Origin of the sequence: Plesiomonas sp., assembly GCF_051650925.1 — a bacterium.
Taxonomy (GTDB): Bacteria; Pseudomonadota; Gammaproteobacteria; order Enterobacterales; family CAMTGL01; genus Plesiomonas.
Map to the genome: position 1 here is coordinate 1 of NZ_JBOFRH010000186.1, position 9,773 is coordinate 9,773.

At 51.4% G+C, this 9,773-nt stretch carries 12 protein-coding genes; 8 read left to right on the forward strand and 4 right to left on the reverse strand.

Going from position 1 to position 9,773, the window contains the following annotated elements:
- The 4 genes from ACRC27_RS04270 to ACRC27_RS04285 form a co-directional block, all read left to right on the forward strand.
- The coding region (locus tag ACRC27_RS04270; RefSeq protein WP_438639281.1) for an endoribonuclease YicC domain-containing protein at positions 1 to 161 on the forward strand (161 nt) is incomplete at its 5' end.
- 188 nt (positions 162 to 349) lie between these two features.
- Complete coding sequence (locus ACRC27_RS04275) at positions 350 to 1,606, forward strand: tyrosine-type recombinase/integrase (protein WP_438639270.1); 1,257 nt, start codon at positions 350 to 352, stop codon at positions 1,604 to 1,606.
- 318 nt (positions 1,607 to 1,924) lie between these two features.
- Positions 1,925 to 2,122 carry a helix-turn-helix transcriptional regulator gene (locus tag ACRC27_RS04280; protein ID WP_438639271.1) on the forward strand — a complete coding sequence of 66 codons (198 nt, stop codon included), beginning with the start codon at positions 1,925 to 1,927 and terminating at the stop codon, positions 2,120 to 2,122.
- Positions 2,123 to 2,143: 21 nt separating this feature from the next.
- Positions 2,144 to 2,713: a BRO-N domain-containing protein gene (locus tag ACRC27_RS04285; RefSeq protein ID WP_438639272.1), complete on the forward strand. Its 570-nt coding sequence runs from the start codon at positions 2,144 to 2,146 to the stop codon at positions 2,711 to 2,713.
- A 129-nt stretch (positions 2,714 to 2,842) separates the two neighbouring features.
- Here the strand turns inward: ACRC27_RS04285 and ACRC27_RS04290 are convergent, their stop codons facing one another.
- Complete coding sequence (locus ACRC27_RS04290) at positions 2,843 to 3,028, reverse strand: YlcI/YnfO family protein (RefSeq protein WP_438639273.1); 186 nt, start codon at positions 3,026 to 3,028, stop codon at positions 2,843 to 2,845.
- A gap of 190 nt (positions 3,029 to 3,218) precedes the next feature.
- Between ACRC27_RS04290 and ACRC27_RS04295 the strand changes: the two genes are divergently transcribed.
- From ACRC27_RS04295 to ACRC27_RS04310, 4 genes are read left to right on the forward strand one after another with little or no spacing between them, the layout of a single operon-like run.
- On the forward strand, positions 3,219 to 3,419 hold the full coding sequence (locus ACRC27_RS04295; protein WP_438639274.1) for a host cell division inhibitor Icd-like protein: 201 nt from the start codon (positions 3,219 to 3,221) through the stop codon (positions 3,417 to 3,419).
- Positions 3,412 to 3,726, forward strand: coding sequence for a hypothetical protein (locus ACRC27_RS04300; protein ID WP_438639275.1), 315 nt, complete (start codon positions 3,412 to 3,414; stop codon positions 3,724 to 3,726). The genes ACRC27_RS04295 and ACRC27_RS04300 overlap by 8 nt, the downstream gene beginning before the upstream one ends.
- Positions 3,719 to 4,759, forward strand: coding sequence for a toprim domain-containing protein (locus ACRC27_RS04305; RefSeq protein ID WP_438639276.1), 1,041 nt, complete (start codon positions 3,719 to 3,721; stop codon positions 4,757 to 4,759). Before ACRC27_RS04300 ends, ACRC27_RS04305 begins: the two co-directional genes overlap by 8 nt.
- Positions 4,743 to 6,575, forward strand: a complete 1,833-nt coding sequence (locus tag ACRC27_RS04310) for a DUF927 domain-containing protein (RefSeq protein ID WP_438639277.1) — start codon at positions 4,743 to 4,745, stop codon at positions 6,573 to 6,575. The genes ACRC27_RS04305 and ACRC27_RS04310 overlap by 17 nt, the downstream gene beginning before the upstream one ends.
- A gap of 717 nt (positions 6,576 to 7,292) precedes the next feature.
- Here ACRC27_RS04310 and ACRC27_RS04315 read toward each other — a convergent pair.
- From ACRC27_RS04315 to ACRC27_RS04325, 3 genes are all read right to left on the reverse strand, one after another.
- Positions 7,293 to 7,742, reverse strand: a complete 450-nt coding sequence (locus tag ACRC27_RS04315) for a Mor transcription activator family protein (protein ID WP_438639278.1) — start codon at positions 7,740 to 7,742, stop codon at positions 7,293 to 7,295.
- 205 nt (positions 7,743 to 7,947) lie between these two features.
- Complete coding sequence (locus tag ACRC27_RS04320) at positions 7,948 to 8,976, reverse strand: P63C domain-containing protein (RefSeq protein ID WP_438639279.1); 1,029 nt, start codon at positions 8,974 to 8,976, stop codon at positions 7,948 to 7,950.
- A gap of 616 nt (positions 8,977 to 9,592) precedes the next feature.
- Positions 9,593 to 9,773: hypothetical protein (locus ACRC27_RS04325; protein WP_438639280.1), on the reverse strand; the 181-nt coding region annotated here is incomplete at its 5' end.

The window sequence follows — 9,773 nt, forward strand, 5'->3', positions numbered from 1 at the left end:
ACGAAGCCGTGGGCCGTCGTCTGGACTTCATGATGCAAGAGTTCAACCGCGAAGCGAACACCTTGGGTTCAAAATCCATCAATGCTGAAATCACCGGTTGCAGCGTCGAGCTGAAAGTGCTGATTGAGCAGATGCGCGAGCAAATTCAGAACGTGGAATAACCTTTCATACACTCCGACGCACTCCACAGAAAAACAACAAAGCCCCATTTACTGGGGCTTTTTAACTCCCACACACTCCGATATACTCCGAGGAAAGCCAACAAATATTGTGTACATACACGTGTACTTAACGGTGTTTGTGTACACGCGAGTATGTACACACCCCTATTCAACGTTCAGGCGGGAGCATGGCGAAGTTAACCGATATTCAAATCCGGGCATGGATTAAGGCCGGGGAGCACTTCGAGGGCCGCGCCGATGGTGGCGGGCTGTATCTGTGCTTTCCTCTCAGATATAGCGCACCCTTCTGGCGCTACCGTTACCGTATTGCAGGCAAGCAACGCGCCATGCTTATTGGCTCTTACCCTGACCAATCATTGAGCAAGGCCCGCGCCACAGTGAAAGAACTGGCCGCCCTTGTGGCGCTGGGACATGACGTAGCCGGGGAGAAGCAAGCCCGAAAAGCGGAAGCTCTGGCGCGAATGGAAGAAGAAAAAAACGCACTTCGTGTGTCAGAGCTGGCGGATGAATACTACCGGCGCCAGATACTGCCACGCTGGAAACATCCCGACATTCTCCGCCGTCGCATCGACAAAGATATAAACCCACACATAGGCAGCCTGAAAGTAGAGGACGTGAAACCCCGCCATATTGATGCGATGCTACAAAGCATTATTGCCCGTGGTGCGCCTACTGTGGCTAATGACGTTCTACGATGGACAAAACGAATTTTTGATTACGCCATCAAGCGCCACGCACTAGAAACAAACCCGGCAGGGGCGTTTGAATTGTCTGACGCTGGTGGACAGGAAAGCAGCCGGGAACGCTGGCTATCCCGTGATGAGCTCATACAGTTCTTTCAGGCTATGCGCACGGCCAAGGGATTCAGCCGTGAGAATGAGATCACCATGAAGCTGATACTTTGCCTATGCTGTCGCAAAATGGAACTGTGCGGCGCACCGTGGGCCGAATTTGATTTAGATGAAGCTGTTTGGCGACTGCCAGCAGAACGCGCCAAAAATGGCGACGCGATTGATATTCCATTACCACCACCAGCAGTGGAATGGCTGCGAGAACTGCACAGCATTTCAGGCGGGAGCCGCTGGGTACTTCCTGCCCGCAAGATGCAACACCGCATGATTCCCCACATTCAGGAAAGCACTTTACCGGTGGCTCTGGCGAAGGTGCGCCGAGAAATGCCGGGCATACCCAATTTCACTATTCATGACTTTCGCCGAACTGCCCGCACCCATCTGGCCGCATTAGGCGTTGACCCTGTAGTAGCTGAACGCTGCCTAAATCACCGCATAAGAGGCGTGGAAGGAATTTATAACCGTCATCAGTATTTTGATGAACGCCGGGCCGCTCTGGAGTTGTGGGCCGGGCTGCTGGTGGCTCTGGAACGAGGCAATGAGTACAATATCTCCGCGCTAAGAATCGCTTAGGCTTACATTAATTATCTATTCGTGCGGTTTAATATACCGAAAAACGCACACTATAAAGCGTAAAGCACTACTAAAATCACCAGCACCCTATTACAGCGCCTAGAATCCTTTATAGCCAAATAGGGTGCCCCGCATGCACCCCCCTATGCATAACCCAGCATCAAAAAAATTTAAACGATGTTTAAACGCCGTTAAACGCAAACCACCTTTTATTAGAAACAATCCAGAATTAACCGCTAAAAAACAATGAGTTGAAAGCAATGCGGGTTTAGGAGTAGCTTTTTATAACTGCTATTTACTCCATTGAGGCATAAACCAATGAATAATCTTCCTGATATCGGGTATATGCGCCCTAAACAAGTCATGCAGCACTTCCAGATTAGTGAATCAACACTATGGAACTGGGTGAAACAAGGTAAATTTCCACGCCCGGATAAGCTCGGCGATGGCGTAACCCGCTTTGATGTTTGCGCCATACGCTCATGGTTAAACGAACGTAAAAACACGACTCACTAACCCCACCAGCGAAATCCAATTATGAAAACTTCAAATAGCCCCTTAATCGGGGCGGGGCGCTCTCACGCCCAAAAAGGCCCACAGGATATTTCCGTTATCCGTTTTGAGGGTTGCTCTGTACGTATTGCCAGCATCAACGGCGAGCCGTGGTTTATAGCCGCTGATGTGTGTAAGGCGCTGGAAGTGGCAAACCATCGCACGGCGATTAAGCCGCTGGACGAAGATGAAAAGGGCGTATGTTTAACTTACACCCTTGGTGGTAATCAGCAGATGCGCACAGTGTCAGAGTCGGGTTTCTACAAACTCATTACCCGTAGCCGCAAAGCCTCCAAGCCCGGCACATTCGCCCACCGTTTCACCAATTGGGTATTCCGCGACGTTATCCCAACTATCCGCAAAACAGGCGGCTATGGTGTTCCCTTCGGCATCCTGAACGACTACAGCCGCCGTATGGCCGCTTTCAACATCAAGGCCAGTCAGCGCGGCCGCGACCTGCAAGCCTGCAAACAGGAACGGCAATCACTGGAAAATGAGGGGCAATCATTGTGGGCTACTTATCAGCCATATCTTCCAGAGGTTCACCATGATTAATGCATCCACTAATACGGGGATATCAAAACCCATTACCCCGGCCAACTCAGATTTGAGTAGCTCAGATTGTAGACCATTAAAAAAGGGCGAGGATTGCGCCCCCGCCCTTTGGTTACGTGCCAGTGTGGATCACTCCGCTGGCGTTTCTGACTTCTTGCGCCGCTGGCGGCGTTTTATCTCGCCTTGCATTGATGTGATGATAAATTGCGAAGTACTCTCGCCTAACTCCTTCACGCCTTCCATCGCCTCAACTATTTCATGCGGTACACGAGATTTTAAAGATTGTGATTTCGCATTGGTTGTACCTGTAGCCATTACTAAGCCTCTCGCCAATTGGTGGGCCACAGTATACACGAGCAAAAAACAAATAAAAGCATTGACGTGGGCCACACCCAAAATCTATAGTGGGCCACACTTTGATTGTCATAACTCGCAAAAGGCAAGGCCCGGCAGTGTTACCAGCACTAACCGGGCCTCTAACCACAACGTAATCGAGGCTTACACTATGGCTGGAACACAGCATACCCAAACTCACCCAAAATATCAGTATCGCTTTATGGCCCTTCATCGTACCGATATGGCCGCCAAACCCTGCCGCCTGACCATTGAGGCCACAAGCGAGCAAGAGGCCCGCCAGCGGCTATCTGGGTGTTACATCCTCGCATTTGCTGGCCGTGTACCTGCTCAGGGGGTGTGCCATGTGTGATATGTACAACACCGAAATCCCCGCGCTGTTAGTTGCCGCCATTAAAAACGCTGATGCCGGAGAGGCTCGCCGCATGTCCGATGACGCGGAGTTTTGCGGGCGTAAACTACTGGAAGGGCTGATAAGCACCGGACGGCTGTTATCCGGTATGGGTGATGGTATCGACCCGCAAGCGGGGGAGCTACGCAGCCTGGGGGATTCCATCGCCGTTACCGCTGAGCTGGTGGCCGGGTTTAACGAAGTGGTGGAGACGTACCACCACCGCCTTCATGCTGGGGAAATCAGCGAAGGGGGTCGCCATGCGTGATATTGCCATGATTGACGCTATTCGCAGCGTGGCCGCCGTAGCCGTCCAAAGTGCAGATATTCTTGTGCCTGAATGGCTACCAGAAGGCCGCAAACAGGGTGGGGAGTGGGTGTGTCGCAACCCTACCCGCGCAGACCGCCACGCGGGGAGCTTTTCCGTGTCGCTGATTGATGGCCGATGGCATGATTTCGCTACCGGTGACGGGGGCGGCGACCTTGTGGCTCTGGGCGCGTACTTATGGAATGTTCGCCAGACTGATGCGGCCCGCATTGTAGCGGACAGGCTAGCGTTAAGCCTGCCCGCATTAGGTAAGTCCGAAGCAATAAACCCCGAACAACGGAAGGCGCAACAAGAACGCCTCAAGGCCGCAGAGGTGGAGGCCACCCGACTACGCCAGCAGGAGCAACAACAACGGCAATTTCGCCAGAGGCTGACCGCTTGCCGAGCGTTTGAACTGATGACTGAGGCAGAAACTGCCAACCCACACCACCCATATCTAACCGCAAAACGCCTGCAACCGCATGGGCTATATCAGTCCGGCGACGACTTGCTGGTTACGCTCTATAACGCCAACGGGGAGCTGGTAAACATCCAGACCATATCCCCAGATGGCCGCAAGATGTTTTTGCGTGATGGTCAGGTTCAGGGAGCATTCCACCCTATAGGGGATTTCGACTTGATGAACCCGGACGCCCCACCACATGACGTGTATGTGTGTGAAGGCTGGGCCACCGGAGCTGCATTACTTCAATTCTGGGATGTGAACGCGGTGGTGTGCGCAATGAATGCAGGGAATCTTAAATACGTGGCGTTAGCACTGCGTGAAAGGTATGGGGCAAGCATTCGGCTAGTGATTGCCGGAGATGATGACAGAACATCACAAGGTAATCCCGGAGACAGAGCAGCCAACGAAGCGGCTTATCTGGCTGGGTGTATGGTTATCTCCCCGGAGTGGCCGACTGGCTCCCCTATCGAACTGTCCGATTTTAACGACCTGATGATATGGACGATGGAAAATGAGCCAGACGCCTAACGACACACAGAAGAACGCTACTGCAAAATCACGCAAGCCACCACGGCGCAAATATCCAAAAGTCAGCCCGGCACGTCCGGGCCATGCCACCTACGCACAGTATGTGCAAGTGGATAGCGGACAGATACTGAAACCCGGCTTGTACTGGCACGGAGTGCGAGACGCAACCAACACGGATACGTTTATTTGTTCGCCGCTGGAAGTTATCGCCATGACCAGCGACGACAAGGGCGAAAACTACGGGCGACTTCTGCGATTCATGACGCCAAAAGGTGAGTGGCGCGAATGGGCCGCCCCTATGCACATGCTAGCGGGTGACGGCGGCGAACTCCGCGCCGAACTCCTGCGCATGGGTGTGGTTATCCCGCACAAACAGCGGCAGGCGCTAACTGATTACATTATGGAATCGAACCCGAAACGCCACGCACTGGCTGCCACAGCCACCGGGTGGCATTCGCCCGATATGTTTGTGATGCCCGGCGGAATTATTGGTACGGGTGACGTGGTGTTTCAATCCACAGAAGCAGGAACTCAGGAATATACGACAGCCGGAACAGTAAGCGACTGGCGCGATATGGTGGCCGCCCTATGTCGTAACAACCCCGTGCCAATGATGGCAATCTGTGCCTCGTTGGCTGGGCCCCTTCTGTGGTTGCTCGATGTGGACAGCGGCGGGTTTCACTTCATGGGCGACAGCTCCAGCGGCAAGAGCGTAGCCGCATTGGTGGCCTGTAGCGTCTGGGGTGAGCCTCGTAACTTTAAGCGTAACTGGAACGCTACCAGCACGGGGCTGGAAGGATTGGCAACCATGCGCAACGATACCGCACTAATTCTGGATGAAATCGGAGAGGCTCCAGCGCGAGATATTGGCGGGCTAATTTATCAACTAGGCAACGGCACGGGACGCCAGCGCGGCAAAATATCCGGCATGGCTCGCCCGGTTAACGTCTGGCGCACAATGCTGATATCTACCGGGGAAATGACGGTAGGCAAGCACATGGAAAGCGGCGGCCAGCGCATCAAAGCCGGTCAGGAAATGCGTTTGCTTGATATTCCCGTACAGCGATTATATGGCGCCTTTGATTACCTTCACGGGTTGGAGCTACCGCACAACCCGAACAATGACGCAGAACGGCGCGGCGCGGGCAGGCGGTTTGCTGAAACCCTGCGCGGCAACGCTGCTAACCATTACGGCCACGCCGGGCCAGAATTTGTGCGCTGGCTCATATCACGCAATCAGCCAGGCGAATCAGAGGACAGCGGCCAGATACTGGCGGATATGTTCGCCCAGCTACGCGAACAGTTTCCAGTTAGCACGGGACAGGAGGCCAGAGCCGCCGCCCGCTTCACTCTGTGCGCACTAGCGGGAGAAATGGCAATAACTGCGGGACTTCTACCGTGGCTGCAAGGCGAGGCACTGGCCGCCGTTAAGGTGATGTTTGAAGCATGGGCAACATATCGAGGTCGCGGGCAGTCAGAAGATGTAAAAATTATCCGTAGCGTGGCGTCATTCGTCACACTCCATGAATCGCGGTTTGAGAGCATGGCGACTAGCGCATACGGCAGTATTCCCAACAGGGCAGGATGGTGGCGGGCTAACGACGCGGGGGAAAAGGTTCTGTATTTTGCCCCCGACACGCTGAACGAAGCCGCTCCGGGCTATGACAGAACGCGGGTTATCGCCTGCCTTGATGCGATAGGCGCAATTATCGAGCGAGATACTGGGCGTTATACAAAGCGCATTCGTGCTGGCTCCATTCGTCCGCACGTCTACGCCATCGGCACAAATGAACTTTTAAGCGCTATAGATGCATAAAACAAAAATAATGCCCTTTCAGAAACTGAAAAACCCGTGGGGACAGTGGGGACAGCGGGGACAAAAAAAATAAAATAACAATATATTCAGTTGGTTATATTTACCATAGCTGTTTATTTAGCCGTTTTTGAGTGGGGACACACTGGGGACAGGTGGGGACAACTTTGATTATATTTTATCCAGACTGTCCCCACTGTCCCCACAGAATAAAATGAGTGGGGACGCCTCAAACCCGCGCCACGTCTGGCTGTCCCCGCTGTCCCCACTGTCCCCACGCACTTTCATAGTAGCCAGAATAGAAAAATAACGAGCCAAAATCAGCGCAAAGCCAGACACCACAAGGCATACAGCCACATTTACTATGCAAATCCATCAAAAACAGAAAATAGGTAGAATCAGCCTGTAGGCCAGACGGCACAAGGCTTACAGCCAGTTTTTAGTCAGCATACAAAAGTGCCCAATTTTGCCCAAAAATGTACTTTTCAGCACGAAAAACAGCGCGACGCCAGTCGTGGTGCGGGTTACAGCGGAGCCGCAGAGCAAAAATAGTTAAAAATCACCTCTAGCTGATAACAGCAAATAGGCCCGCAGGCCGCGCCACACAAGGGATTGAGCGGTTTTAGTATCGTTGAAGGTGTAAAAGTCGAGGGAAAACCGCCTAAAATGCACTTTCCTGTGCTCAATTAGAGGCTATGTTATGCAAGATTCATTCAGCCATCAGGACGCCAAAGAGGATACATTGCTGGCGGTGGCGTATTGGCGCAGTAGTTGCCACCCGTATCGGTCGCTAAAACCATACTTAGGGCATAGAGTAGCCATTGCTTTACGGCATGAACTCCCTGTAGCTTTAGCCTTGGCAATATCGGCCACAAAGCGGGCATTTCGCACCTTACGCAAAACACTATCACAGCGCGGTATATAAAACGCGGCCCCCCCGACATGATGCATCAGAGAATTAACCTCGCTATCCGTCAAGATATCGCCCAGAAGGGCATAGGGGCCGCCTGTGCGGCTGCGGCGTTCACTAGTACGGGCGTGTAATGTTGTGCCGCCGAGCGCCTCGATAAGCCGAATAGTGGCCGGGTAGCCTATGACGGCAACCAGTGTTTGCACCGACTCTGGCAAAAGTGCCTGCATGGTCGCTGAATCAGTATCGTCGAATGTCATCGCTAAAACTCCCCGTCAAAAGCATTACTGTAACTATAAGCATGGGTGATTATATATACAGTTGTAACGCGAAACACTCCGGGGACATCATGGGTGCCTGCGGGATTTTAATTCACGACATTTTAAACGGGGCCTAGCGAACACCCCAAAACCTAGTAGACGCAAATGCAGGTACAGGGCGATTCATAGGAAAACCGCAATCCGACTACGAATCATCTTCGGTGGGATCTGTCAGCTCAAGTTCGAAGGTTCCCCCTTTGCGGGGCATTATCTGGTCAACCATTTTCACAAAACGATTCCAGCCATAACCGTTTGCGATTGCCAGCCTCTGGATCATTATTAGAGAGTGCAGGTGCTGCGCCAGCATTGGATTGCCAACATCATCAGTCAGCCACTGATGGAGCTTATTTTTACGGCTACCGCTAGCCCCTTTCGGCGTTTTTTTCTCAAGTTCCTGTAAAATTGAATCACCAAGCCGTTCGTAGACTAAATCACGGGTATAGTGAGCAACAATACTGAACCGGTTTTTACTCATTCCCGTCCACGGCCAATTGCGCAGCTTGTAGATATTTTCGTAAAACTCATCAGGAAATTTTTTAGCCCATGCGGCCAACTCTCTACTGATAATTTTATCAAGATATGCCTGCAAAGCATCTTTTGGCCTAACCGCCTGATAGCCCGTAGCCTCATCAACAAGGGCTACAATACCAACCTTAGCCAGCGAGCGAACCAGTATTTCGGCTTTCATTGCGGTTTCGAGCTGGTTTACGCGGACTATCGCTCCTTTTTCCCTCGCCTGAAGATAAACATCACAAACCAACGGCAGAATTGCAGCATCATAACCATCCAGAACAGCTCCTGATTTACTGGAATACTGCACTCTATTGATCAGCTCTCTAAGCTCATGATTAATAAATGGAACAAGGTTAGTTGCATCCATGAAAGCAGGTAGAACGATCTCACCGTCAAGAGTTGCTCTCACACCTCGACTTGGACGCCCCAGAGCCTTAAACACTGAGGATTGCGAAATGATGCGCTTACCATTATCCAGAACTGCAACCTCCAGTTCCGTATCATTAATTTTTAACACCCCCTCATATTGAGCCGTAGGTAACTTGGCTTTTTCCCAGCGCTTTTGAGCGGCGATTTGTGCAATAGCTTTGCGCTCTTCCGGCGTCATCTTATCGGCTCTTGCCTTCCCGCCCTTTGATTGTGGCTTGCTGTTTTCTGGCATTGCTTAAATCCCTTGTCATGTTTTAATGAAGATTACCAGACAGCCAGCTACCAGCAAGCATAAATAACAAAAATGCTTGCTATGATTCACAACAAAAATAACAGCCCCACCACTACCGGGATGTGATCACCATATGCAACAGCCATACACCAGACCTCGCCCGGTATCATTGTACTTGGTTAAAACAGTGCTCCAGGCCTCTGGTGGGTGGGGTACTGATCATTATATGACGCAGGTTTATGGCCCACAGGCCACATCACGCAACGAATGCAACTATTCTGATAGCCCGGCCAGACTGATTTTTTCTGCAAAAAAGAGGGCGTATTCTGCACCAGAATGATTCCAGACCGTGCACGAATAGTCTGATTGTGATTTCTGGCAGGCGTTTTTTTAAACCCTGTTTAAAGCGCTTTTATGGTCAATATTGATGAACACCCGCAAAAAATGTGTACCTATGCGTGTACTTAATGGAAATACAGAGTGAGAGAACCACAGCAACCGCAAGGATTTAATGCAAATACTCAACATTCAAATTCAATATCGAATAAGCCACGCTGTTTTCATATGCCCATAAAAAGCGCCAGTAAGGGCGCTTTTTTATTTCCCGTAAGACAACCTATTCATAATTGCCCCCATTCATAATCACCCCAAATAGCGTGCCGAGAAAACACAATAAACGTGAACCAACATCAACACTAAAATCTAAGCCAAAACCGCATTTTGACCGCCCGTTTTTTAAAACATTCCCACCCGAGAACATTAATTTTTCTGGCCTCATTCTGCCGGCTATTGAGTTG